This is a genomic window from Salinibacterium sp. G-O1, from assembly GCF_030063305.1.
In the GTDB taxonomy this organism is placed as follows: Bacteria; Actinomycetota; Actinomycetes; order Actinomycetales; family Microbacteriaceae; genus Rhodoglobus.
In genome coordinates this window covers 373750-397921 of record NZ_JASISV010000001.1, presented here as the reverse complement: position 1 = coordinate 397921, position 24172 = coordinate 373750, and the positions used below count along the sequence as shown (strand labels likewise).

The following is a 24172-nucleotide window of genomic DNA, read 5'->3' as shown; positions in this document are numbered from 1 at the left end:
CACGGGGCTGGCCGCGGCCGGCTAGCGTTCGAGCACGACCGCCAGCCCCTGCCCCACTCCGATGCAGATGGCCACGACGGCAACACCGCCACCGCGGCGCTTGAGTTCGTGCGCCGCGTGCCCAATGATGCGCGCGCCGGAGGCACCCAGAGGATGGCCCATGGCGATGGCTCCACCGTGGATGTTCACGCGTTCTGGATCCAGGTCCGGCCACAGCGACAGGCACGCAAGGGATTGGGAGGCGAATGCCTCATTGAGCTCCACCACATCCACATCGGCCCACGTGCGTCCAGCGCGCGCGAGAGCACGGTTGGCAGCCTCAACCGGCGCGATTCCAAAGACGTCGGGTTCGTTCCCTGCGACGCCCCGGCCGGTCACGCGCGCGAGTGGCTCCACGTCGAGCGCACCCTCGGCGCCGAGAAGAATCGCAGACGCACCATCGTTGAGTGAGGATGAGTTGCCCGCAGTGACCGTGCCATCCTGGGCGAACGCTGGTCGAAGCGCGGCAAGGGTGTCGACGCTGGTGTCATCCCGAATACCCTCATCGCGACCCAACTCGTGTAGCGGCACTTGTACGATCTCTGGATCGTAGATTCCAGCGGCCCATGCTGCAGCGGCGAGCCTGTGGCTGCGTGCGGCGAACTCGTCCTGCTGGGTGCGATCGAGCTTGAAAATTTGGGCAAGTTTCTCCGCACTCTGACCATTTGAAATGGTCCACTCGGCGTTCAGCAGCGGATTCACCATTCGCCAGCCGATAGACGTGTTCCACATCGTTTGATTGGATGTGCCGAAGGGTCGGGCCGACTTCTCCACGACGTAGGGAGCTCGCGTCATCGACTCGACCCCGCCCGCGAGGATGATCTCAGCATCACCCGACTCAATGGCGCGACTTCCCTGCAGAACAGCTTCGACAGAGGATCCGCACAGACGGTTCACCGTCACCCCTGGCACGGAGGTCGGAAAACCGGCGAGAAGCGCACCGAAGCGGGCGACGTTGCGATTGTCCTCGCCCGCCTGGTTCGCATCGCCAAAGATCACGTCGTCGATTCGTGCGGGATCGAGCCCCGTGCGCTCCACCGATGCGCGCATCACGATGGCGGCCAAATCGTCGGGCCGCACGTCGGCGAATGCTTTTGCGTGGCGCGCGAACGGTGTGCGAACCGCGTCGTAAATGTAGGTGCCGGTCATTGTCAGTGCCCCTTGGTTTCGTCGAATGCGGAGGCGGTGGTCGCGTCGATCAGCCTCAGGCCAGTGAGGGTAGCGAGTAGCTCGACAGTGTTGTCGCCGTAGAGTTCCCGCACCGCGAAACCCTCGGGAGTGACGTCAAACACCGCGTGGTCGGTGTACACGCGCGAAACGCAGCCGATGCCCGTGAGGGGATAGCTGCAGGCGGCGACGAGCTTCGACTCATTCTGCTTGGTGAGCAGATCCGTCATCACGTAGACCTCTTTTGCACCGATCGCGAGGTCCATCGCGCCCCCAACTGCTGGCACCGCCCCGGGGGCACCAGTCGACCAGTTCGCGAGGTCACCGTTCTCTGCGACCTGAAACGCGCCGAGCACACAGACATCAAGATGACCGCCACGCATCATCCCGAAGGAATCCGCTTGATGAAAGTAGGCGGCCCCGTCCAGAGCCGTCACCGCCTGCTTGCCCGCGTTGATGAGATCGGGATCCACTTCGCCCGCCAGTGGCGCCGGACCCATTCCCAGCATCCCATTCTCCGTGTGCAGGATTATCTCGAGATCAGCGGGGAGGTAGTTGGCAACCATCGTCGGAGCGCCGATTCCGAGGTTGACGAAGGCGCCCTCCGGAATCGCGGCCGCAATTCGCTGCGCCAGTTCGGCGCGACTCAGCTTCGTGGTCACCGGGAGCCTCCTGCTGAATCTGTGCCAGCCGATGCCTCGAGCGGCCGACCTTCGAGGTCGACTCCCCCGACGAAGACATCATCCTTCAGCCATTCACGCTCGCCCACCACGGCAACGCGTTGCACGAAGATGCTGGGCGTGGCGACATTCTCTGGATCGATCGATCCCAACGACACGATTTCATCGACCTGCACAACAGTTGTGGTCGCGGCCGCGGCCATAATTGGGCCGAAGTTGCGCGCCGTTTTTCGATAGACGAGATTGCCCCAACGGTCCGCCTTCCAGGCACTGATCAGCGCGAAGTCGGCTCTGATGGGATATTCGAGCGAATACACGCGGCCGTCTATTTCACGAGTCTCTTTGCCCTCGGCAAGTTGGGTGCCCACACCGGTCGGGGAGAAAAAGGCACCGATGCCCGTTCCTGCCGCGCGAATGCGTTCGGCCAGGTTGCCTTGCGGAACTAGTTCAAGCTCGATCGCGCCCTCGCGGTACAGGCCGTCGAAGACCCAGGAATCCGGTTGCCGCGGGAATGAGCACACGATCTTGCGTACCCGCCGTGCCGCGAGAAGGGCGGCAAGACCAACGTCTCCGTTCCCGGCGTTGTTGCTGATGATGGTGAGGTCCGTGGCGCCCTGTGCGATCAAGGCATCGATCAACTCAAGTGGTTGACCCGCACGACCGAAGCCGCCGACCATCACCGTGGCACCATCCACAACTCCGGCGACGGCCTCTTCGACGGACGATACGACCTTGTTGATCACCGGAGCCTTCCCTCGTTCCGACGCGGGACGGGCAAATAACCGTCGCTATGCGAACATAAGTGCGATATTCGAATATAGCAGTTCGTCGTGCGAATTCGACGGAGTATTGCGGTTCCGGCGCCGCGTAGGTCGAGCAACGGGCTGGTTGCGCCCTGCAACGGCGGAACCGGATCTTCTTCCCGGCATTGCGCGCCAGACGATCCCGGAGTAACGTACAACCAAATGGTTGTAATAGAACTCTCCGATGACGACGTGAGCCGGATTTTCCGGGCTCTCGCCGATACGACGCGACGCGATATCGTGCGCCGAACTCTCGCTACCGAAGTTTCGGTGTCTCAGCTCGCAGCTGCGTACGCCATGTCATTCGCTGCAGTTCAGAAGCACGTCGCTGTGCTGGAGGAGGCGAGGCTCGTGACCAAGGAACCACGCGGTCGTGAACGGATGGTGCGGGGCAATCCCGACCGCATCCACCAGGCGCAGCGCCTGCTCGACCAGTTCGAACACATTTGGCGCTCGAGGATCGAGCGCCTTGACGCCCTACTCGAAGAAGAACCCACCTAGAAAGGCCGATCATGCCCGTCACTTCCGTTGAGAAAGACCTCGACAAGCTCTCCATCACGATCGTCGCCGATTTCGCGGCGCCGGTCAGTCGGCTCTGGGATGCCTATATCGACCCCCGCCAGGTCGAGCGATTCTGGGGCCCACCCACCTACCCCGCGACCTTCCTCCGCCACGACGCCGCCGTCGGCGGCCGCAGCGTCTACCGAATGACCGGTCCGACCGGCGACGAGCACTACGGCTGCTGGGAATGGACCCACGTTGACGCAGGCACATCCTTCGACATCATCGACTGGTTCGCGGATGAGACAGGCGAGCCCAACACCCAGTTGCCATCAAGTCGCGCGACTTTTGCGTTTGAGGCGACCGACAGCGGCTCTCGCCTGACAACCGTCTCCAGTTTCGATACCGCCGAACAGCTCGACCAGCTGCTCGAAATGGGGATGCTCGAGGGCACGAGTCAGGCCATGGCGCAGATCGACGATGTGCTCGTCGACCTCGCCGCCTTCGCCGCCGACCGAGCAACGGAGGCGCAGATCCTCAGCGACACGCAGGTGCGTGTTACACGCGTCATCCGTGGCTCAATCGATCAGGTCTGGCACGCGCACAACGATGCCGAGCTCATGAAACAGTGGCTGCTCGGGCCCGACGGCTGGACAATGCCGGTCTGCGAAATCGCCACCGCGGTCGGCGAGAGCTACCGCTACATGTGGGCTCCGGAAGACGGCGGCGAGGGCTTCGGATTCACCGGGGAGCTGCTCGAGTCTGAGCCGCCGTATCGCGCGGTGACGACAGAAGCCATGATCGGCATGGACTTCCCTGCTACCCGCAACGAGCTCACACTCACGCCGGTCGCGGGAGGCACGCTGCTGTCACTCGTCATCACCTACGCGGACGCCGAGCAGCGTGACGCGGTGCTGGCAACCGGCATGACCGACGGCATGGAAACGAGCTACGTCCGCCTCGAAAATATCCTCGAGTCGGTCACGGCTTAGCTGGCTAGCGCGAGCGGACGGGCGTTCATGCATGGACCGCAACCGGGATAGCCGACCGCGAATTCAGGCATATGGTTGCCTACACCGGCCGGTCCAGGTCGGCCTGATTGGATGGATGTCGGCTACCGCGCCCACGGCTCTCGCACCACGCGCACATCGGCGTTGGAGGCGGCGGATTCCTCGATCGCCAGCCCGAGGGCGTGATCCTGGCAGGCGTCGGCGAGGGGGTACGGCTCGGGACCTTCCGAACGTGCCCAGCTGCCCATCCTGTCGAGGAAGGATGCCACGGCGATGTCGTCTTCGGAGAGCCGGGAGCCGATCCACTGGTTCCGATAGACGAGCCGACCCTCGAACGACGCCGAGACGACCTCGTTTCCCTCCAGGTTCATATCCACGCCGGAGCGTCGGAACGAGATGGGCGAGACCACGACGCCCTCGCCCGTGAGACGGGTCACCGTGTCATCCACGATCTCGCCGAGCGAGCCGCGGATCACAATACGTCGAGCGATAAGCGGGTTCCACCACTGGTTGTCGACGAAGTTGTAGAGCCCCATCCGCCCGTCGCCGAAGTCGAGGGTGGCGATCGTGGTGGTGCGCGGCACGGGCGCCGGGTCGGTCACCCATCCGGCGGGGGTGAGCGGGTCGGCGAGCGGGGCGGTGAACTTTCGTGCGCAGACGACGGTCTCAGCGAACCCAGCGTCGAGGAATGATCGCATCATGGATGTCGCGTGGTACAGGTGGGTGGACGCGACCTCCACGCTCGTCGGCGTGCCGATCGCGCCCGACTGCACAGCGGCGAGGCGCGCCGCGTGGCCCGGCATCAGCATGTACTGCTCGGCGACCTGAACGAGACCAGATGACCCGACCGCCACCCACAGCTCTCGGAGCCCTTCCAGCGTGGGGGCCGGCGGGGTTTCCGCCAGCACGCGCGCGCCCTTCTCGACCAACTCGGTCACCACCGCGGGCATCGATGCCCATGACACTGACGCGATCACGAACTCGGGCGCGAGGGCCAGGGCATCGTCGATCGTGCGGACTGTCGTGACACCCCAGGTTCGCGTTATGCGCTCTGCCGCGGCATCCGATCGCGCGACGACGGCCGACACTTGGAGCCGCTCCGGGGCCGCCTGGGCAAGCCTGAGGAAGAACTCGGAACGCCATCCCGTTCCGACAATCGCAAACGTCACGGGCTGGGCCATGGGCACACCTTCCACTCCTGGTCGTGCGACCGCGCATCGGAGGCACTCGTCGACTGAGACGTTCCTCCAGTCTGGGCGAAAACCCTGAGTCCGTGGAACATGGGGCTGCGACCGCGGGAGCGGACCGCCCCGGAGAAATCTCGCGCGGCGAGGTGCAAGAATTCGCCCATGGACGACTTCCTCGACTCTCTGGCCCGCACGCCACCCGTCGAGATCTCCCCCACGCTGCTGATCGTGCTCGTTGCCGTTGCGGCCGCGCTCAGCATCCCGCAGCCGATCTGGAAATGGTTCGGGCTCTTCACGACCCTCGTGCACGAACTCGGGCACGCGATCGGGGCGATTCTGACCGGACGCTTTGTGCACGGCATGAAGATCCGCATGAACCATTCGGGTGAAGCAGTCAGTAGCGGCCGCGGCAAGCTTGGCGCCGCGATCAGCGGATCGCTCGGATACCCGGCGCCCGCCATCGTCGGAGCCGTGCAGTTGTGGTGCGTCACGCAGGGCTACACGGCACTCGCCCTCTTCGTCGGTGGCATCATCCTGATTCTCACACTGCTGGTGATCAGAAACCTCTTCGGATTCCTCGTGGTCGCCGTGTCCGCCGCCGCGAGCGCCGCGCTCTGGCTCTGGGCGACGCCCACGCAACAGAGCTACGTGTTGCTCGTGCTCGCGATCGCCCTTCTCGTGGGTAGCGTGCGCGGGCTCGCCACCGTGATCGGCGTACACACTCGCCGTCGCGACAAGCTGGGTACGTCAGATGCCTACCTGCTGTTCAGGCGCACCGGCATCCCGTCAGCGTTCTGGCTCCTGCTCTTCAGCGCACTCATCGCCGCGAATGTTGTGTGGGCCGTTACGACGGTGCTCGAGAGCTACTAGCTGACGCACACCTACACGGATACCTGGCGACGATCGGTCGTCGCGGGTCCGGCTGGAATCGCGGGGGTTCGCGGCCATGTCCAGGCGGAGCGCAGGATGAAGGCCAGGATCAGCACCTCGACTCCGATGGTGAGGCCGTAGTAGAGGGCCCAATCCGGCGACGACCCTGCCACGTTGAAGACCATGACAGGGATGTACAGCGATGCCACGACGAGGTTCGTGGCACGGTTCACGCGGGCGGGCATCGCGATGGAGAGCATCACCATCAGGGCCGGGATCGCGATGATCACGAAGAAAACGGACATCAAGGTGGCGCTGATCTCGAATGCAAAGATGTTGCCGCCCCGGATTTTGTCGATTTCACCGGCTTGGTAGAGGTGGAAGTAGTCGATGTAGATGACGAGGAACATGAGGCTGGTCCAGGCCGCCGCGAGCTTGGCCTGCACGGGGATCGGCGGGTTGTCGAGCAGGTTCAGGGTTCTCGTTCGGATGGCCATCAGTTCTTCCTTTTTCTCGTGTAACTATCCGCCGCCGGAATGGCGGCGGGTGTTCGTACGCTGTACGTCGTACGCTGTACTATGCTCGTACGCTGTACGATTGTCAAGCGTGTATTGAGAGAGCGAGGAAATCCGTGTCTGCAAGGGGAGAACGCCAGATCGCGTCAGACGCGGGGCTGAGCAAGCAACGGGTGGTAGTCGAGGCGGTCCGACTCGCCGACAGCGAGGGGGTCACCGGGCTGAGCATGCGCCGGCTGGCGGGCGCGCTCGGCGCGGGCGCGATGTCGCTCTACCACTACGTGGCGAGCAAGGATGAGTTGCTGGACGCCATGATCGACGTCGTGTTCCAGGAGATCGACCTCCCGCCCGAAGAGACCGACTGGCAATCCGCGATGCGACAGCGGGCGGTATCCGCTCGAAAGGTTCTGGCACGCCACCCGTGGGCGATCGGACTGATGGAGTCGCGGACATCGCCGGGGCCGGCGAACCTCCTCCACCGAGAGGCTGTCACCGCCTGCCTGCGGAAGGCTGGCTTCTCGGTCGTGATGACGACGCACGCCAACTGGTTGCTCGACAGCTATGTCTACGGTTTCGCCCTGCAGGAAGCCAGCCTGCCGTTCGACACCACCGATGAGCTCGCGGACATGGCGGAGAACGTCTGGCTTCCCCAGACCCCTCCCGACAAGTTCCCCTACCTCAACGAGTCCACCACGGTGCTCTTCGCCGCCGGCTACGACCCGGCCGAGGAGTTCATCTTCGGCCTCGACCTCGTCCTGGCCGCTCTCGAGCCCCTGAGGGCTTCCGGATAGCGACATTCTTGGGTATTGACTTTAGCCCATTGGCTAACTACATTAGCCACATGGAAAACCAACGCATGAATGCGGAAACTGAGTACCTCGTTCGTCCCGAGGGGCGAATCGCCTATCAAAGCGAGGGCGATGGCCCTCTTGTGGTCCTGGTGCCCGGGATGGGCGACCTGCGATCTGCCTATCGGTTCCTCACTCCGGCGCTGGTGTCTTCCGGGTACCGGGTGGTCGCCGTCGACCTCCGAGGCCACGGAGATAGCGATGTCACCTTTTCCAAGTACGGGGACGCGAGTACAGCCGAAGATCTCGCTGCACTGCTCAAAGAGCTGGGGCCCGCGGTCCTCATCGGCAACTCCATGGCCGCCGGTGCTGCCGTAATCGTGGCGGCGGAGCATCCCGGCCTGGTAAACGGCCTTGTGCTTATCGGTCCGTTCGTTCGGCAAGCTGCATCCGACAGCGTGATGACTCGGGTCGCGTTCCGCATCCTCATGGCCAGGCCGTGGGCCGCGGCCGTATGGAACGCCTACCTCCCGAAGCTTTACGCCGGCCGCCTTCCTGCTGACTTCGATAAGTATCGCGCTAGGGTCGCAGCGAGCATGCGCCGGCCCGGCTACGCGCGCGCGTTCAGCCTGACCACACGCACCGACCACCTCCAAGCTGCGAATAGTCTCGGACGAGTGCACACTCCAGCGCTGGTGGTGATGGGCGAGAAAGACCCGGATTTCAAGAACCCTCGCGACGAAGCAGCCTGGATCGCAAAGGCGCTCACAGCGCGGACTGTGATGATCCCCGAAGCTGGCCATTACCCTCAGTCGCAACAGCCCGAACTCGTTGCGGAAGCCATTTCCGCGTTCCTGGCGGAGGTGAGCGATCTTGCCTAGAGCTGGGCTAACGATCGACGTTGTCGTCAGGGAAGCCGCCCGCATCATCGATGATCGGGGCGCGGAGGGCCTGTCTCTCAGCGCCGTGGCCGAAAGCCTCGGCGTTCGCGTTCCCTCTCTCTACAAACATGTCGACGGCATGCCGGCCCTGCGACGCGGTGCCATGCTGCTCGCCAAGACGGGGCTGGCGGCGGCCTTATCGGACGCGGCGATCGGAAGGTCGCGTGACCAGGCCCTCACCGCGATCTCGATCGCCTATCGGAAGTGGGCGCTCGAGCATCCCGGGCTGTACCCGCTATCCGTGAGTGCGCCGGTCAATGGCGATGAGGACGATATCGCTGCCTCTTCGACTCTGGTCGAAACCGTCTTTCGCGTGCTGGCTGGCTACGGGTTGGAGGGCGACGATGCAGTGGATGCGACCCGGTTCCTGCGGGCCGCACTTCACGGCTACGTCGCGCTTGAGACGAGCGGCGGGTTCGCGATGCCCGTTGACCTGGAGCGCAGCTTCCTGCGGCTCATCGCCAGCGTAGAAGCAGCCCTCGACTCGTGGACGAAGTCATAGCAGTCGCCGTCGCCTCCCGCGCAGATGTTCTGGTCGCCGCCTTCCAGTCGCATGCCTCTCAAGAACGTGAGGTGGATTTGGCTCGGAGATGGATCCGCTCGCCCTGCTTGCCGAACATGCTCAAGATCTCGACCGGACCGTTGCCAGCCGCGCCGAACCAATGTGGATTTTTGGTGTCGAATTCAGCCGCCTCACCCGCGCCCATGACAATGTCATGCTCGCCAAGGACGAGCCTGAGACGCCCCGCGAGAACGTAGATCCATTCGTAGCCGCCGTGGGTTCGGAGGACCGGTTCCCGATCCGTTGCGGGGATGGTTACTTTGAAGGCCTGCGGTTCGCCCGGATGCTGCGACAAGGGCGTCAGGATGCGGCCATCCGACCGTGTGGACTTCTGCGGAACGCGAGGGTCGGCGATCCGCGGCGACGTCACGATATCGTCCAGCGGCACCGAAAGCGCCGCCACCACGGGCAGCAGCAACTCAAGGCTGGGCTTTCGTTGCCCAGACTCGAGCCGCGACAGGGTGCTCTTGGAAATTCCTGTCACTTCGGCCAACTCCTCGAGCGTCATGTCTTTCTTCTGCCTCGCGGCGCGCAGGCGCGGTGCGATCTGATTCAGCTCAGTCTGGATCCGCAGCGATGTGCTCATGCCATCAGAAAAGCACCTTGTCCCAGTTTCAGCAACAGTTCTCCCACAACGACTCCGACCAATGTCACAGTGCTTTCGTGAACAAGACAACCACCTACGACGTAATCATCATTGGCGCAGGAGCCGCTGGCCTGAGCGCCGGACTCGTACTCTCGCGAGCCCGCGCCGACGTTCTCATCGTTGACTCTGGTCAGCCGCGAAACGCGCCCGCCACACAAATGCATGGCTTCCTCTCTCGCGACGGGGTGGACCCTGCAGGGTTCCTGAGGACCGCCCGCCACGAAACCGAAGGGTACGGTGGCGAATTCCTCGCCGCTTCAGTGGCGAGCGTGGATACGCACGCGGGGTCCTTCCGGGTCACACTTGTGGATGCGACGACCGTGCGGGCTCGCGCAATCCTTGTGGCCACCGGTCTCGTCGATCAACTCCCCCTTATCCCTGGACTGCGTGACCGGTGGGGCTCACTTGTTCACCACTGCCCTTATTGCCATGGCTATGAGGTGCGCGGTCTGCGAATCTCCGTCATCGGCGGACCCGCCCGCGAAATGTCCATCAAACAGGCGGGCCTTCTTCGCCGATACAGCGACGCCGTGACTTTCATCACCAACGGCATTGACCTTGGTCCCTCGGAACTATCTCGGCTAGAGGCCTTCGACATTCACGTCGTCACCGCCAACGCATCTCACCTCGTCGGCGCGTCGGCGACGCTTACCGGGGTTGCCCTCGGGAGCGGTGATGTCGTCCCCACAGATGCCGTGTTCATAGCGCCGCCCCAACGGCCACAGGACGAACTCCTCAGGGGGCTCGGCTGCGAGACCGATGCCGGCACCGGCTTGGTCCGCACGGACCCCTTCGGCGCCACCAACGTTCCCGGGGTCTGGGCCGCCGGAAACGTGGTAACTCCGAGCGCGCAGATCATCACCGCCGCCGGTGCTGGCAGCGCGGCCGCCATCTCGATCAATGGGTGGCTTCTCAACAACGACCTCGACGCCGCGACCGCGGCGCGACAATAACCGGAAGGCCGGTTCGCAAAATGAAGGAACAAATCATGTCACTTCCCGCCCCGACTACCGCCATGCAGCCCTCGGCACTCAGGCCGCCCTCCGTGCATGCCAGGGCCGTCATCACCTGGATCGCGATCTTCCCGCTCGTCACGCTGGGCTTCTTCGCTATCGCTCCGTTCGCCGCTGACTGGAACCCGGTGCTGCGCGCCTTCGTCCTCTCGGTGGTGGTCGTTCCCCTTGCGGTGTACCTGGTGGTGCCGCAGCTGATGCGGCTCTACGGAAAAATTCGCACAGCACAGCGCTGAGTCGTGCGGTCCGGCCGCCGTCGCGACCGGACCGACGAGGCAGCATCCTTAGTATTGGCACATGGTGATGCCAGTTCTGGCCACGAAGCTCTTCGTGCCACCGCTGCGCCCGCAAGCAATATCGCGCTCACGCATCACCAGAAAGCTCGACGACGGGATGCGGCGTGGCGCGAAGTTGACGCTCATCTCAGCCCCGGCGGGATTCGGCAAGACGACCGTCCTGAGCGAATGGATCGCATCCAGCCGACTCTCCAGTCCTGATCTGCGGGTCGCGTGGCTCTCGCTCGACAGTGCCGACAATGACCCAGCACGGTTCCAGTCGTATCTGACAGCGGCCATCGATAGCGCGATTAGCGAGTCAGGCTTCAGCGATGACGACCCAACGGGTTCACTGGACGTGACCATCCCGTGGCTTCTCAACAAGGTCGCCCAGAGCCCCGGTCGTCTTCTTCTCGTGCTCGACGATTTCCAGCTCATCGAGGACCCTGCCGTTCGAGAAGCCGTCGAGTTGATGATCGACCACCTGCCGTCAACAATGCACGTCGCGATCGCCAGTCGTTCCGATCCACTGCTCCCGTTAGCGCGATTGCGAGCACGCGGAGAGCTAACGGAAATCAGAGCATCCGACCTGCGATTCACACCCGCAGAAGCGGGAGCCTTCCTTACTCGGACTTCAGGCAAATCCCTCTCGGACAAAGACATCGCGGCCCTCGGAGCCCGCACCGAGGGATGGATAGCTGGCCTGCAACTTGCGGCCCTCTCTCTTCGGGATCGCGGCGACGTGTCCGAGTTCATCACGGCCTTCACTGGCAGCAACCGTTTCATCATCGACTACCTCATCGAAGAGGTTCTTGACCGGGCGCCACTGGATGTTCGCGAATTCCTCTGCCAGACCGCCATCCTGGATCGACTGTCGGGCCCCCTCGCCGACGCGACCACCGGCAGCACGGGCGGCGCCGAAATGTTGGAAGCGCTCGAGCGAGCGAACATGTTTGTCGTTCCGCTGGATGACGAGCGCCAGTGGTACCGCTACCACCACCTCTTCGCGGACGTGCTGCGGGTGCGCCTCATGGCACACGGCACCGCCCACGTTCAAACACTGCACAGCCGGGCAAGCGAGTGGTTTGAATCCAATGACTCACCGGCCGAAGCGGTGCAACACGGTATCGCTGGTTCCGACTTCGCGCGGGCAGCACGGGTCATCGAATCCACGATTCCCAGTGTGCGCAAGAGCCGCCAGGACACGACACTGCTTGGCTGGCTTGCCCAACTGCCGCCGGAGGTGATCGGCCGAAGACCGGTCTTGCAGGTGTTCTCCGCGTGGGCATCCCTCGTCGCGGGGGACGTGACGGCAGTGGAACCGCAGTTGGCAGCAGCAGAGCGACAGCTCGAAGCTGCCGCTGGCGGGAAAACTGGGGTGCACGACTCGGAACCGGGCAGTGAACTCGACTCACTGCCAGTCACTATCGCACTGTACAGAGCCGCGATCGCCATGGCGTCGGAGGACATGCCCGCTATCCGGCAACATGCCCAGCGTGCTCGGGATCTCACCGCTCCGGATGACCACCTGGGTCGAGGCGCGGCCGCTGGCATGCTCGGCCTGGCCGCGTGGAGCACCGGTGATCTGGAAACAGGCATCGTGGAGTTCCGCGAATCCGCAGCAAACCTCCGTCGGGCCGGAAACGTTCTGGATGCATTGAGTACCACCATCGTCGTCAGCGACATGCTGGTGACCCTTGGTCGGCTGAAGGAGGCCCGGGCAGCATACGAACGTGCCCTGCTCGAGACAGAGGCATCCGGCGTTGAAGTACCCCCTGCTGCCGATCTTCACTCTGGCCTCAGCCGCGTGCTCCACGTCGGTGGTCAGGCAGCACTCGCGACCCAACACCTTTCGATCGCCCACGATCTGGGCGAAGAAGCCTTCGCTCATGAGCACCGGTACCGATGGTCCATAGCCATGGCCGATGCAAGACGAACCGAGGGCGACCTTGAGGGCGCACTCGACCACCTCAGAGACGCGGACAAGGAGTACCGTCGCGGCTTTTTCCCCGATGTTCAACCGATCGGCGCTCTCATCGCTCGGCTCTGGATTGAGCAAGGTCGGGCAGCAGATGCTCACTCTTGGGCAACAGACAACGGCTACGCCGTCCAGGGAGAGCTCACCTACTTGAGGGAGTTCGGGCACATCACCCTGGCTCGCGCGCTCATCGCTCACAACACGCCAAGCTCGCTCGCAGATGCAGCAACACTCCTCGATCGACTGCTCGATTCCGCCGAGGGCGGCGGACGAGCCGGATGCATCATCGAGATCTCGCTACTCGTTGCGACCATCCTTCACGCCCAACAGAAACCGGCGACAGCCCTCGCTTCCCTGGAAAGAGCCCTCAACCTCGCGGAGCCAGAGGGGTACATCCAACTCTTCCTCGACGAGGGCGCACCGATCCTCGCGCTGCTGCGCACGGCCGCGGGCGCAGGGATCCAACCGGATTTTGTCCGCCTTCTTAGCCAGTCCATCCGGAACAGGTTGCAGGTAGACCCGACTTCGACGCTGGCCGATCCATTGAGCGAGCGAGAGCTTCAAGTTCTCCGACTGCTCGCAACCGAGCTGACGGGTCCCCAGATCTCGCGCGAGCTACACATCTCCTTGAACACAATGCGCACCCACACCAGGCACATCTTCCTCAAACTCGAGGCCAGCGAACGGGCCGGCGCCGTACGGCGTGCGGAAACCCTGGGCCTCATCTAGACGCAACAATCACCACATCTTTCTGGATGTGGTGATGACGAGTCACCACGTCTCTTCGTAACTTCAGGAGATCCCCAGGCAATCGCCCCGGGGCAACCTCAAGCATCGGAGAACCTGTCATGAGCATCACCCCGTCCGCCCTCACCCGCGTGGCCGCCGTCGCGGCGGGTCTCGCCGGCGCTGCCTACATCGTCATCCAGTTGATCCACCCCGCCGATGTCATCGAGTCCCTGTCGACGCAGGCGTGGGTAAACGTCCACGTGCTCAGCTTCGTCGAGGCAGTGCTCGCCCTGATCGGGGTGACCGGCCTCTACCTGCACCAGGCTCGCAAAGTCGGCATCCTCGGCCCCATTGGATACGTCATGTTCGGATTCTTTTTCATCCTGCAGGCGGCATTCAACTTCGCTGAAGCGCTCATCGCACCGCTGATCGCCGTTAGCGCACCCCAGCTCGCTGTCGACTTCGTCGGGCTATTCGGGCGCTACCCCGCCGTCACTGACCTCGGTGCGCTGGCAGCACTTCCGAACGTCGGCGCGATCCTTTATGTCGGCGGGGCACTCCTATTCGGCGTCGCCATCATCCGCGCCCGAATGCTCTCTCGTGGTGCAGGAATCCTGCTGATCGTAGCTGCGGCCATCACGCCGGTGGCGGGTGCCCTGCTGCCGCACGCGCTCGAGCGCATGGCCGCGGTGCCCATGGGTGCCGCACTCATCTGGCTCGGATTCTCGCTGTGGAAGAGCAGCCGCACAAACACCGCTGTGCTCACCGTTACGGCTGCCGACCACGACCGGATCGCGACGAACTGATCTTCACTTCAAAAGAGCACGGCGATGACTCATCCACCAGATCACGGCGACGCCGAATCCGGCCGGTACGAGATTCGCCTACGCGGGCAGCTTGACCAACGCTGGAGCGATTGGTTCGAGGGCTTCACGCTCACCAACCAGACCGATGGAACCACCACCCTCACCGGCCACGTTACTGATCAAGCTGCCCTACACGGCCTACTGAGACGCGTCGGAGACCTCGGCGTCACGCTGATCTCCCTGAATGTCACCCACAATTCGAAAGAAGAACCCGAATCATGACCGCAATAGCCAGCCCGGGGGCGGTGAGAGGGCCCAGAGGCCAATGGCTGGCCCCGACCGGCCTCATCCTGCTCGCACTGATCCCGATCCTCGCGGGCGGGATGCGACTCACCGAGTTGACCGGGAACGTAGTCCCGACGGCCGCCAACGCGCGTTTCCTGGACTCACCCATCCCCGTTGTCACGCACATCGCGAGCGTCACGATCTTCAGCCTTCTCGGGGCGTTCCAGTTTGTCCCCGCGCTACGTCGACGCAAGGCTCGATGGCATCGCTGGGCCGGTCGCATTGTGATCCCTGCAGCTCTGGTTGCGGCCCTCTCAGGAATGTGGATGGCAGCGTTCTATCCGCATCCTGTGGGCGACGGGCCTGTGCTGATTGCGCTGCGACTCATTTTCGGGGCCGCCATGATCGCCTGCGTTGTACTTGGTATCCGCTCAATCGCGAAGCGTGAGTTCGTCGCACACAGCGTGTGGATGACCAGGGCATACGCGATCGGAATCGGAGCGGGCACCCAAGCCGTCGTGCTTATCCCCGGGTCGATCATCTTCGGGTCAACGCATGAACTCTCACGCACAACTTTGATGGGGCTGGCGTGGGTAATAAATCTTGCGGTCGCTGAGCTCGTAATCCGGCGGCGCACTCAACCGAAGGGAGGTCGACTGCTTCCGACGCATTTTGTCCTGCGTCTGGGCCAGCGATATTTCTAGGCGAGCCCCAGGCCCGCGAGGCTGGACCGTGGTGGCACGTCCGAGTGCCCGGTACCCTTAAACGTGATTTCTCTACGTGCCTCGTCCCTCTTCGGCGTCTTCGCCGCGACATTTCTCCTGGTTGGTTGCAGTTCGGTCGCAACCCCAACCCCCGTTCCGACGACCACACCGTCGCCTAGCCCGACAGTGAGCGCATCGATCACTAACGTCTGGGATAAGCCGGGAAGTGTGACCGTTGACGCGATCCCTCTGGGAGATGGCAAGTTTTCGACGGATGGCTCCGCTCTCGGAAGCGTCTTCTCCTGCAATCCCGCCAATCCCAATGCCCCCGGCGCCCAGGTCGTCGGCCCGTGGGTGCACGGCGACACGTGGAACGCCCTCGAGAAGGTCGTCGTTCAGGGCGAGGTGAGCTGGCCGACCGCGAACTTCACCGTGAATACTGACACCGGTCAGCGAGTAATCTCGACCAACAATCTGCCTGTTGACACCGCCACAGGCAATTTCCCCATCGCCGCCTCCGACCCGGCTGCGGCCTACGATCGCAACCCGAACGCCATCAGCGATGCATTGGCTTTCACATTCACACTGCCGATGACCCCCCAGGACAGCTCCTCACCGAACTGCCTCGGCATGGGCGCCATCGGGGTTCTGCTGAACGGTGTCGTGCTCTTCAGTGCAGTGGATGCTCGCGGTGATGATGCGGTCGCCCACGAGACCCAGGATGTCTGCCAGGGCCACCCCGAACAGCGGGGCGCCTACCATTACCACGAGATACCGACCTGCTTGCGCGACAACGCGACCGGGGCATCCACTGTCGTCGGATGGTCGGTCGACGGCTACCCGATCGTGGTCGAACGCGACGCGACGGGCCAACTGCCCAACAACGGTGACCTCGACGAATGCCACGGCCGCACTAGCCCGATACTGCTCGATGGCGAGATTGTCGAGCAGTACCACTACTCCGCCACCCTCGAGTATCCCTACACAGTGGGATGTTTCAAGGCAGCGGCCACCACGTAGCGACCGAGTCTTCGCGTCCGCCCGGTCGCGCGGCCGGAGGGATTTGACTCCCAATCCGAGCCGCCTCGACATTGCGCGGCCCAAATCCCGCCAAAACGCTTGTGACTGGAAGTGACCTCGACGCCGTGGGCTGACCACGCTGTTCTCCGAGTGTGGGTGAAATGTGGGCGCGGCAGTTTTAGAAAAGCGTTGCCTGGACGACGCCAACTGAACTTCCTGACAACCTGGCCGCTGGCTATTGCACGTACGAGAACACGCCCATCATGCCTCGCGCTGCATGGTACGCGTTATGACAGTGGGTGAGCCATTGGCCCGGGTTGTTGGCGTCGAATTCAAACGACACAGTTTCACCAGGGCGCACAATCACCGTGTCTTTTCGGGCACCGGCGTTGTCGAGTTGAAAGGTGTGGCCGTGAAGGTGCATGGGATGCCACATGAGCGTCGAGTTGTTGATGTTGACGCGCACTCGTTCGTTCACACGGATGTCAAAAGCGCCGGCAAAGGGAGCGGTCGGGTCGAATCGGCGCCCGTTGATCCCCCAGTCGTACATCATCATCCCGCCGGTCAATTGCATGTCGATGACACGGTCAACCGTCTTGGTGGGCAGCAGCACCGACTCGTCTCCACGGAGCCTCCCACCATCTGTGACCGTTCCCGACAGGGTGACGGGGGGCGACGGGATGTCCGCGGTGCTGGCGCCAACCGAAATGATGCCCATAGCGCCGCCGCCCTTGCCTTCGGCGAGCGCAAAGAGCGCCGTGTGATCTTGCGTGACCGTGAGGAGTGCGTCAATTCGTTCGCCCATCCCGAGCACGACGGCATCGACGTCGACCTGTTGCACGGGGAAACCGTCGGCGTGGGTGAGGGTGATCTGTTGGTTTTGCAGTCCGACTCGATACGCGGTGTCTCCTGCAGCATTGATGATGCGCAGACGAATGCGGTCGCCCCGCTTCGCCTCCAATCGATCTGGGGCATCGGCGGATTTTCCGTTGAACAGGTGCACGGGAATCTTCACGTCGCCGGCGTCGCCGGCGAGGTAGTTACTTGACGCGCCCATCAGCATTCCGCTTTCGCCGCCCATTTTCATTCCAGACATGCCAGAAATCGAGGCAAGGAGCTCGTCCGGGGTGCCCGGCATGCCGTCAACCCAGTCGTCGAGGATGACGACCCATTCTCGGTCGTAGCTCAGGGGCTCCTTCGGGTCTTCGATGATCAGTGCGCCGTAGAGCGCCCGTTCGCGCTGCATTTCGACATGGGAGTGATACCAATAGGTTCCCGGATCGGGAGCCAGGAACGAGTAGTTATAGTCGACCCCCGCAGCCACGGCCTTCTGGGTAACATCGGGAACGCCGTCTGCGTTGTTGCGAAGCGCGAGCCCGTGCCAGTGAATGCTTGTTGCTTCGCTGAGTGAGTTCTTGAGTTGAACCGAAAGCAAGTCACCGGCCTGTGCGCGAATGGTCGGCCCGTTGAGTGCGCCGTTGTAGCCCCAGGTCTGCACGTTAGTCCCGGCAATTGCGGTGCTGAAATTCTCGGAAGATAGTGCCTGCGTGACTGTTCTTCCCGAGGCGGCGCGCTGTGCCTCATACCGCGCGATCAGGTCGTCCGTCGGCATGATCCGAGAAGTGGAAAATGGCGACGTTGTACAGCCTGCAAGTGCGGTAGCGGCGGCAACTGCTCCGAGCCCACTCAGGAACGTGCGTCGGGTGAAAGCTGAACTCATAGTCGTATCTTTCTGCTGAGGGGTGAAAAACGGGGGTGATCAAGCCGAAGGTCGTGACGTGGGGCGCTTTCGTCCGGCAAGGATGTTCAAGGTCGCTGGGGGCCTTGGTCTTCTTGCCGTGAGGGTTCATAGTGCTGCGCTGCCCTTCTGTGGTTCCTTGATGGCCTGATCCGTGATGGCCTGTGATGGTTTGTTCGCCCGGGCCCAGTTGAACCAAATGATGCAAAGACCGACAACAGCCGCAACCAGCGCCGTGATGATGTTGATCTTCACCCCGAACAGTTCGAACTCTGTGGGGTCAAGACGGAACGACTCGAACCAGGCCCTGCCGATGCCGTACCAAACAAAGTAGGTGCCGACCGCGACACCCTGTCGATGTCGACTGAGCCGTTCAATTCCGAGGACAACGACGATGCCCGCAATGTTCCACAGCATCTCGTAAAGGAAAAGTGGGTGGAAGAGGGTTCCATCGGGAAGTCCGCTCGGGAACGCCGGACTGCTCGGGTCGATCTCCAGTCCCCAGGGAAGTGTGGTGGGGGCACCGAAGAGCTCTTGGTTGAAGTAGTTGCCGATTCGTCCGATTGCCTGCGCGAGGAGGAGGCCGGGGGCGAGGGCGTCAGCGAAGGCCACCAGCGGCACCCCGCTGCGCCGCGCGCCAATCCACGCCCCCAGCGCACCGAAGGTGATCGAGCCAAATATGGCCAGCCCGCCCTCCCAGACGTAGAACACCGTCCACAGGTTCGCACCCGCATAGAAATAATCACCGGGGTGCGTGAACACGTGATAGAGCCGACCCCCGACTATCCCGATCGGTACCGCCCAGATGGCGATGTCGAGGGCTACACCGCTGGGTATGTCCAGCCGACGCATCCGCCGCCCGGCGATCACGGTCGCAGCGGCGATGGCCACGATCATGAAGAGGGCGTAGAAATGGATGCGCACCGGGCCGATGTCGATGAAGCTGACGTCGGGGCTGGGAATTGCCGTCGGAAGCATGGCGAGCGCGCTCACGATCCAACCTCAGCTTTCAGCCAAGCGTATGGATCGGTCGGGGTGACGCCATCGAGAAGTATCTCGAAGTGCAGGTGCGCGCCGGTACTGATTCCGGTGTTCCCCACCTGGCCAACGAGGGCGCCGACGGTGACGACATCCCCCACTGCCAGTGGTGTTGAGCCTTCGATCATGTGCGCGTAGCGACTGCTGATGACTTGTCCGTTGATTTGGTGGGTGATGACGACATTCGTGCCGTAGTCCGCATCGTTGGGGCCCACCTCGGTGACCACCCCGTCGGCGATAGCCTGGATTGCGGTGCCGAGGCCCGGGTTCAAGTCGATGCCCTTATGGAAGGTTGGGCATCCGGTGCAATCGCGGAATCCGAACCAGCTGCTGATCGGCACTCCCACAAGGAACGGCCACTGGATGGCGGCGTTCGGGTTGTTCGTGAAGGTGTCGGCGATGCGTGAGTACGGAACGCCGGCTGAAACGGTCTTGGTTACTTGGAAAGAGTCGCGTGCAGAGGTGAGGATCGAATCGCTCGCGTTCGCGCTGACGCCCGGCACCCGTACCGTTTGAAGCTGCGCGGACGGGCCAGAAGCTTCCGCAGGCGCGACATCTTCTTGCGCTGCGTAGGCGGGCAGCACGTAGGTGGCCATCATAAGTGCGACGAGCGCAATCCCGCCGCCTCCCCTGGCGCTGCTGCGGAGCGTGCGTGTGGCTTTGAGGCGCGGTCTCTTCTCGCGCGAGAGGGATTCGCGACGGGTGAGAGCTGCCGGGGCATCCGGATAGCGGTGAGTCATAGGTGTCCAAACAGGTCGCTCGCGGGCGACCACAGTAGAAGGTGGGCTGAGGGGCAGCGGTAGTTACAAGCCACCGCGGCCCCGGACGAGTCCAGACGCGCGCTTTTAGAGCGTGTCGCGGATGTCTTTCATGAGTGCGATCTCTGCCGTCTGGTCGTCGATGATCTTCGACGCCAGTGCGAGTGCGTCGGCGTTCTGGCCGGTCCGCACCTCGGTTTCGGCCATTTCGATGGCGCCCTGGTGGTGCACGGTCATCTGCTCGAGGAAGAGTTTGCTCGCGTCAGCACCGGAGGCCGAGTTCAAGGCAGCCATGTCTGCGTCGGACATGGTGCCGCCCATCTCCATACCGTCCATCGAGCCGCCTGCGCCCCAGGCATCGAGCCAACTGTTCATGGTGTCGATCTCGGGGCCCTGAGCATCCTTGATGGCCTGCGCTAGTTCGGCGACCCGAGGGTCTACGCCTGATTTGTCCAGCACCACCTGCGCCATCTCGACGGCCTGCTCGTGGTGAGCAACCATCTCCATGGCGAAGGAGGCATCTGCGCTATTTGCGCCGGATGATTCGGCCGAGTTGGATGACGATGGAGAGGAGCCGCCAGACGCATCCGTGGCTCCAGCCGAGCATCCGGCGAGGGCGAGGGTCGTTGCTAGCGCGGCCGAAAGCAGCGCGATTGCGCGAGTGTTCATGATGTTTCTTTCTTCTAGTCGAATGAGGTGAAACGCTGAGCCGCATGCGGCGTTAGCCCGGAATGACCGAGCGTCAGCGAATCAGGTTCGACTAATAGAGAGAACGTGCAGTGACGGAGGTGCTGGCAGTGACAGTGCAGATATGCGCGCGATATTCATCAACAGCGCCGCACGCGCCGTGCGGAACTGAAAACGGAAGGCGTGGAAAACAAGAAGGACCGCTGTGATGAGGAGCGCCAGAACGCATGCCATCCCGAGCATGTCATTGACGGGACCGCATATCTCCGCGCAGCTCTCAAACCTCAGCGTTTCAACCTGCGGAACAACTGGTGCCACGGAGGCTGCGGCTGACGCGCTGACCGAGTGAGTGCCTGGCGAGAAACTTTCGGAGGCGAGAAAATGCATCGAGATCATGCCCACCAGAATCGCGGGGACCGCAAGCAGGCCAAAACCATAGCGACGCCATCTTGAGCGGGGGCGTGAGGAAAACGTCAACATCGCTTTCATGTGACTCGCCTTCCGCTCGTGAACCTAGTTAGGGTAATTGATTCGTCGTCCTCGAACCTGTCAATTCGCCGTCCGTGACTTCGTCCACGTGGCTCATAGGCAAGGTTGTCACGTCATCGCGCGGGCGTCCTTACACGTACCCCGATGATCTGGGCAATGACGATGGGGATGCCGCGACAGCGAGCGCGACAACGATGGTCACCACATCGGACTGGACCTTCACCGCGATGAACGGGACTAGAACGACCACGTCGAGCAGGATCGCCAGCATCGGCACCCACCGTCGGGTGGGGACCTTGTCGCGAAGGCGTCGAACGAGCCCCCATTGCACCGCGATATCCATGCTGAGGTAGAGGATTGCCCCCATGGATGCGATCTGGGTGAGGTCGAGAAACGCGGTCACGACGATGGCGAGCCCGGCGGTGATCAGGAGCGGCTGATGAGGGATGCGGGCCGGCAAAGACGGTGCCTGGCGCATGTCCTGCAGCATCGCGTAGAGGCGGGAGACCGAGTACAGGCTTGCGAGCAACCCGGACAGCGTGGCGACGACAGCGATCGCCACCGTGAGGCCGACACCCCAGGCCCCGAACAGCGGCTCGGCTGCCTGCGCCAAGGCGAAGTCCCGTGCCTTTACCGCCCCTTCGGCGCCGAGGCTTGAGGCGACCGACACCGTGATGAGCAGGTAGAGCACCGTGCAAATCGCGATGGAGATCATGATGGATCGCCCGACGTTCTTCTTAGGGTCGCGGATGTCGCCGCCCTGATTGGTGATCGTCGTGAACCCCTTATAGGCGAGAACACACAGGGTCGTGCCGGCGAGTACACCCACCAAGTCGGCCGGCTGGCCGGAGGCGTTCGCGAACAGCCCATCGCCGGACGCGGCCGTGCCGATAAGGCCAGCGATAGCAAGAACCGCGATACCAACAACCTTGATGATGGCGGTGACGGTGGCCGAGCCCTCGACCAGACGGTTGCCGACCAGGTTCACGATCGCGGCCGCCGCGATCGCCAGAACTCCGAGCAGCGGCACGAGCACGACCGAGCCCTGCAGGCCGAAGGGTGTCAGGAGGTAGGTTCCAAACGTCCGCGCAAGCAGACTCTCGGCCACGACCATTGAGACGTACATGAAGAGCGAGAATGATCCCGCTGCCACTCCGGGACCGTAAGCGTCTTTCAACAGCATCGCGATCCCGCCGGACGACGGATTCACGCTCGAATATCGCACGTAGGCGTACGAGCTGACACCCGCGACGATTGCGCCACCCAGGAATGCGACCGGGAACCAGTCCCCGGCGAGCCCGGCGACCTGACCGACGAGAGCGAAAATTCCCGCCCCAACCATCACGCCAGCGCCCAGCGAAACAGATCCGGCAAGTGTGAGTTTCTTCTTGTCCGCCATCATCCGATCCTACGGTCCGACCAACAAGCCACTGGATTCACGTTCCCGGCCGACAAGCTGACTCGGTTGAGTGACCTGCGAGCCGCCGGCCGCTCTACAGCCCCAAACCGGTCAGTCGCTCCTGATACTCCTCTGTGGTCATCTCGCCCTTCGCGTACCGCTCATCCAGGATTTGCTTCGGAGGTGTCGCCCCAGTTTCGCCCGTGACGGCTCCGGGGACCGGTGCTCCGGCCCGGGGGGTTGAAAAGAGTCGAACCAGCACCCCAATGAGGATGACGACGCCGACCAGAATCAGCGCGCCGAATCCCCACCCCCACAGTCCCATTCCGTAGTTACCCCACATCATGAGGACGCTCCCTAGAAAGATGGCGCCGATTGGTGCCTACTTCATCTTCCGTCCGATGCACTCATGGCTATAGAGCCTTAAGTCCCTGCGAGACGCCGAACTCACCCAGCAAAGCGAGCGTAAGCACGGTCCAGGTAGCACCGTCATCGTCGGTGGACGCGAGCCCGCGATCATCCGCGACATACACGCGTCCGTCGTGGCCGGCGAGTGATTGGGAACCACCCGTGACAGTCCCCACACGAGCCCACGGCTTATTGCACTCGCCGTGGCCGTGAAGTACCACCGCGCCACGCGTCCGGCAATCCCTTTCACTGAGGCGGCAGTCAGGTAATAAGGCGGATGCGCAACCGAAGAGCGCAGGAACGCTCCAGAAGAACCACGTGGCTGCGGCCCAGCAACATCCGAGCCCGGCATTCCATGAGTACCCACCTCGATTCGCGAATCTGGCGCGGGAAGTCACCTCCAAAAGGGCCGCCGACTTCTGCTGGCCCTGAGGACCTAAGGCCCTGTTTCGCAATCACGCCGAGAAGTACGTTGTGTGAAACAACGGAGGTTTGACCATGTACGGATGGAGTGGCGACGGCTGGGGAATTGCCGGCTGGATCGCAATGGCAATATTAATGATCGTGTTCTGGGGAGGCGTGGCCGCCGTCGTCGTGGTGCTCCTTCGGCGCGCGCCCTCCGGGCAGGGAACGACCGATATGCACCATTCGCACCATGATGCTGAGCGCATCCTGCACGAGCGGTTCGCGCGCGGAGAGATCGACGAGACCGAATACCTCGCGCGACGTGCGGCGCTCCGTCGGCCGGAGTGACGACAGTTAGGCGGTAGCGGTCGACGTGTTCGGCAGAAAAGTCACCACGCGATGAGTGGAGCTTTTGAAATGCCCCCTCGACTGCACGCCAGCAGGGATTTGACTCCCAATCCGAGCCGCCTCAACATTGCGCGGTCGAGCGTCCGTGCGAGTGCGCGAAATGCGCAATGCCGCGGACTGCGCGGATCGGGGCCCACGAGAGGCTTCGCGTCCTCACTGGCGCACCCGCGAACGAAACGTCGGTTAAACGAAACGAGACGCCACACGAATGTGACGTCTCGTTCTCGGGTGCGCCCGGAGGGATTTGAACCCCCGGCCTATTGATCCGTAGTCAATTGCTCTATCCGCTGAGCTACGGGCGCATGTCGTGCCTGCCGGCCGAA

27 protein-coding genes and 1 tRNA gene are annotated in these 24172 nt (G+C 63.0%); 14 read left to right on the top strand and 14 right to left on the bottom strand.

The annotated features are described in order from the left end of the window. Window positions 1-21: 21 nt before the first annotated feature. The 3 genes from QMG83_RS01975 to QMG83_RS01965 are packed head-to-tail and all read right to left on the bottom strand — an operon-like array spanning window position 22 to window position 2629. On the bottom strand, window positions 22-1188 hold the full coding sequence (locus QMG83_RS01975) for a thiolase family protein (RefSeq protein ID WP_283503688.1): 1167 nt from the start codon (window positions 1186-1188) through the stop codon (window positions 22-24). Between the two features lie 2 nt (window positions 1189-1190). Continuing rightward, window positions 1191-1868: a 3-oxoacid CoA-transferase subunit B gene (locus QMG83_RS01970; RefSeq protein ID WP_283503687.1), complete on the bottom strand. Its 678-nt coding sequence runs from the start codon at window positions 1866-1868 to the stop codon at window positions 1191-1193. Beyond that, the gene (locus QMG83_RS01965; RefSeq protein WP_283503686.1) at window positions 1865-2629 is read right to left on the bottom strand and encodes a 3-oxoacid CoA-transferase subunit A; all 765 of its coding nucleotides are present in this window, start codon (window positions 2627-2629) and stop codon (window positions 1865-1867) included. Before QMG83_RS01965 ends, QMG83_RS01970 begins: the two co-directional genes overlap by 4 nt. A gap of 222 nt (window positions 2630-2851) precedes the next feature. Here QMG83_RS01965 and QMG83_RS01960 point away from each other — a divergent pair, with 222 nt between their 5' ends. Both QMG83_RS01960 and QMG83_RS01955 read left to right on the top strand, forming a co-directional pair. Continuing rightward, complete coding sequence (locus tag QMG83_RS01960; protein WP_283503685.1) at window positions 2852-3190, top strand: ArsR/SmtB family transcription factor; 339 nt, start codon at window positions 2852-2854, stop codon at window positions 3188-3190. A gap of 11 nt (window positions 3191-3201) precedes the next feature. Further along, complete coding sequence (locus QMG83_RS01955; RefSeq protein ID WP_283503684.1) at window positions 3202-4182, top strand: SRPBCC family protein; 981 nt, start codon at window positions 3202-3204, stop codon at window positions 4180-4182. A 122-nt stretch (window positions 4183-4304) separates the two neighbouring features. On the opposite strand, the gene QMG83_RS01950 is transcribed toward QMG83_RS01955, so the two are convergent. Then, on the bottom strand, window positions 4305-5381 hold the full coding sequence (locus tag QMG83_RS01950) for a Gfo/Idh/MocA family protein (protein ID WP_283503683.1): 1077 nt from the start codon (window positions 5379-5381) through the stop codon (window positions 4305-4307). A 168-nt stretch (window positions 5382-5549) separates the two neighbouring features. Between QMG83_RS01950 and QMG83_RS01945 the strand changes: the two genes are divergently transcribed. Further along, complete coding sequence (locus QMG83_RS01945; protein WP_283503682.1) at window positions 5550-6257, top strand: M50 family metallopeptidase; 708 nt, start codon at window positions 5550-5552, stop codon at window positions 6255-6257. A gap of 11 nt (window positions 6258-6268) precedes the next feature. Here the strand turns inward: QMG83_RS01945 and QMG83_RS01940 are convergent, their stop codons facing one another. Further along, on the bottom strand, window positions 6269-6754 hold the full coding sequence (locus QMG83_RS01940; RefSeq protein ID WP_283503681.1) for a DUF6326 family protein: 486 nt from the start codon (window positions 6752-6754) through the stop codon (window positions 6269-6271). Between the two features lie 134 nt (window positions 6755-6888). Here QMG83_RS01940 and QMG83_RS01935 point away from each other — a divergent pair, with 134 nt between their 5' ends. From QMG83_RS01935 to QMG83_RS01925, 3 genes are read left to right on the top strand one after another with little or no spacing between them, the layout of a single operon-like run. Continuing rightward, entirely contained in the window at window positions 6889-7563 is a 675-nt protein-coding gene (locus tag QMG83_RS01935; protein WP_283503680.1) for a TetR/AcrR family transcriptional regulator, read from the top strand. 50 nt (window positions 7564-7613) lie between these two features. Then, entirely contained in the window at window positions 7614-8441 is an 828-nt protein-coding gene (locus tag QMG83_RS01930; RefSeq protein WP_283503679.1) for an alpha/beta fold hydrolase, read from the top strand. After that, window positions 8434-9003, top strand: coding sequence for a TetR/AcrR family transcriptional regulator (locus tag QMG83_RS01925; protein ID WP_283503678.1), 570 nt, complete (start codon window positions 8434-8436; stop codon window positions 9001-9003). Before QMG83_RS01930 ends, QMG83_RS01925 begins: the two co-directional genes overlap by 8 nt. Window positions 9004-9061: 58 nt before the next feature. On the opposite strand, the gene QMG83_RS01920 is transcribed toward QMG83_RS01925, so the two are convergent. Beyond that, on the bottom strand, window positions 9062-9649 hold the full coding sequence (locus QMG83_RS01920) for a helix-turn-helix domain-containing protein (RefSeq protein ID WP_283503677.1): 588 nt from the start codon (window positions 9647-9649) through the stop codon (window positions 9062-9064). A 77-nt stretch (window positions 9650-9726) separates the two neighbouring features. Here QMG83_RS01920 and QMG83_RS01915 point away from each other — a divergent pair, with 77 nt between their 5' ends. The 7 genes from QMG83_RS01915 to QMG83_RS01885 all read left to right on the top strand — a co-directional run bounded on the left by QMG83_RS01915 (window position 9727) and on the right by QMG83_RS01885 (window position 16519). Beyond that, entirely contained in the window at window positions 9727-10662 is a 936-nt protein-coding gene (locus tag QMG83_RS01915; RefSeq protein ID WP_283503676.1) for an NAD(P)/FAD-dependent oxidoreductase, read from the top strand. A gap of 35 nt (window positions 10663-10697) precedes the next feature. After that, a complete protein-coding gene (locus QMG83_RS01910; protein WP_283503675.1) occupies window positions 10698-10958 on the top strand; it encodes a putative antibiotic biosynthesis monooxygenase in 261 nt (86 codons plus the stop codon). Between the two features lie 61 nt (window positions 10959-11019). Then, on the top strand, window positions 11020-13704 hold the full coding sequence (locus tag QMG83_RS01905) for a winged helix-turn-helix domain-containing protein (RefSeq protein WP_283503674.1): 2685 nt from the start codon (window positions 11020-11022) through the stop codon (window positions 13702-13704). Between the two features lie 119 nt (window positions 13705-13823). Continuing rightward, window positions 13824-14510: a hypothetical protein gene (locus tag QMG83_RS01900; RefSeq protein WP_283503673.1), complete on the top strand. Its 687-nt coding sequence runs from the start codon at window positions 13824-13826 to the stop codon at window positions 14508-14510. Between the two features lie 24 nt (window positions 14511-14534). Beyond that, window positions 14535-14792 carry a DUF8691 family protein gene (locus tag QMG83_RS01895; RefSeq protein ID WP_283503672.1) on the top strand — a complete coding sequence of 86 codons (258 nt, stop codon included), beginning with the start codon at window positions 14535-14537 and terminating at the stop codon, window positions 14790-14792. After that, window positions 14789-15499, top strand: coding sequence for a DUF2306 domain-containing protein (locus QMG83_RS01890; protein WP_283503671.1), 711 nt, complete (start codon window positions 14789-14791; stop codon window positions 15497-15499). Before QMG83_RS01895 ends, QMG83_RS01890 begins: the two co-directional genes overlap by 4 nt. 186 nt (window positions 15500-15685) lie before the next feature. After that, entirely contained in the window at window positions 15686-16519 is an 834-nt protein-coding gene (locus QMG83_RS01885) for a YHYH protein (protein ID WP_283503670.1), read from the top strand. A 235-nt stretch (window positions 16520-16754) separates the two neighbouring features. Here the strand turns inward: QMG83_RS01885 and QMG83_RS01880 are convergent, their stop codons facing one another. The 7 genes from QMG83_RS01880 to QMG83_RS01855 all read right to left on the bottom strand — a co-directional run bounded on the left by QMG83_RS01880 (window position 16755) and on the right by QMG83_RS01855 (window position 22974). Beyond that, entirely contained in the window at window positions 16755-18131 is a 1377-nt protein-coding gene (locus QMG83_RS01880; protein ID WP_349357288.1) for a multicopper oxidase family protein, read from the bottom strand. Between the two features lie 234 nt (window positions 18132-18365). After that, complete coding sequence (gene lgt, locus QMG83_RS01875) at window positions 18366-19250, bottom strand: prolipoprotein diacylglyceryl transferase (protein ID WP_283503668.1); 885 nt, start codon at window positions 19248-19250, stop codon at window positions 18366-18368. Beyond that, on the bottom strand, window positions 19247-20035 hold the full coding sequence (locus QMG83_RS01870) for a M23 family metallopeptidase (RefSeq protein ID WP_283503667.1): 789 nt from the start codon (window positions 20033-20035) through the stop codon (window positions 19247-19249). The genes lgt and QMG83_RS01870 overlap by 4 nt, the downstream gene beginning before the upstream one ends. A gap of 105 nt (window positions 20036-20140) precedes the next feature. Then, window positions 20141-20722, bottom strand: coding sequence for a DUF305 domain-containing protein (locus tag QMG83_RS01865; protein ID WP_283503666.1), 582 nt, complete (start codon window positions 20720-20722; stop codon window positions 20141-20143). 81 nt (window positions 20723-20803) lie between these two features. After that, on the bottom strand, window positions 20804-21220 hold the full coding sequence (locus tag QMG83_RS15440; protein ID WP_502949001.1) for a DUF6153 family protein: 417 nt from the start codon (window positions 21218-21220) through the stop codon (window positions 20804-20806). A gap of 139 nt (window positions 21221-21359) precedes the next feature. Beyond that, entirely contained in the window at window positions 21360-22631 is a 1272-nt protein-coding gene (locus QMG83_RS01860; protein WP_283503665.1) for an APC family permease, read from the bottom strand. Window positions 22632-22722: 91 nt separating this feature from the next. Then, window positions 22723-22974 (bottom strand): SHOCT domain-containing protein, encoded by a 252-nt coding sequence (locus QMG83_RS01855; protein ID WP_283503664.1) that lies wholly within the window; start codon window positions 22972-22974, stop codon window positions 22723-22725. Window positions 22975-23534: 560 nt separating this feature from the next. Between QMG83_RS01855 and QMG83_RS01850 the strand changes: the two genes are divergently transcribed. Next, on the top strand, window positions 23535-23789 hold the full coding sequence (locus QMG83_RS01850) for an SHOCT domain-containing protein (protein WP_283503663.1): 255 nt from the start codon (window positions 23535-23537) through the stop codon (window positions 23787-23789). Between the two features lie 289 nt (window positions 23790-24078). Here QMG83_RS01850 and QMG83_RS01845 read toward each other — a convergent pair. Beyond that, window positions 24079-24151: transfer RNA gene (locus QMG83_RS01845), tRNA-Arg, on the bottom strand. Window positions 24152-24172: the final 21 nt, after the last annotated feature.